The sequence below is a fragment of the Micromonospora sp. LOL_014 genome, assembly GCF_048060245.1.
Lineage (GTDB): Bacteria > Actinomycetota > Actinomycetes > Mycobacteriales > Micromonosporaceae > Micromonospora_E.
Genome location: NZ_JBHMIP010000112.1, coordinates 1 through 482, shown reverse-complemented (window position 1 = coordinate 482; position 482 = coordinate 1). Strand labels below are relative to the sequence as shown.

Annotated in this window: 1 protein-coding gene; it reads right to left on the bottom strand. The window is 64.3% G+C overall.

The window, feature by feature from the left end; translation table 11 throughout:
• A partial coding sequence (locus ACFHW1_RS28860) for a hypothetical protein (RefSeq protein ID WP_416616747.1) occupies positions 1–461 on the bottom strand: 461 nt, incomplete at its 3' end.
• Positions 462–482: the final 21 nt, after the last annotated feature.

Here is a 482-nt window from a genome sequence, read left to right as displayed (position 1 = left end):
TCCCCGAGCGCCTTCAACCTCATCGGCTTCAACCCGTAACGGGCCAACAACTTCCCCGCGGCGCCACCAACCGCCGTCAACACCACGTTCAACGCCGTCATCGCACAAGCGCCCATGTCGCCGTTGATGAAACAGTCGACCGCGTCGGTGATCCCCAACTCGTCCATCAAAATCTGGCCGAGCTCCTTCGCCACCGCCACCACGACCTGCTTCGCGTCCTCCACATCCCGACGCGCCTGCGCCACCTCCGGCGGCACCGTCGACACCGGCGGCGGCCGGGGCACCACCGTCCAACGGTTCGACGACATCGAGTACACCAACTGCTCACCGCGCTTCTTCCAGTACGCGTCCTCCTCCCCACCACCACCCGTCGCCAACGGCCGCAACCCATCCGGATCCGTAAACGACACCGGCGAATTGTTCGCATACGCGTACCCGTGCATCTGCTGCGGATCACTCACATCGATGATCGGATCCACCGA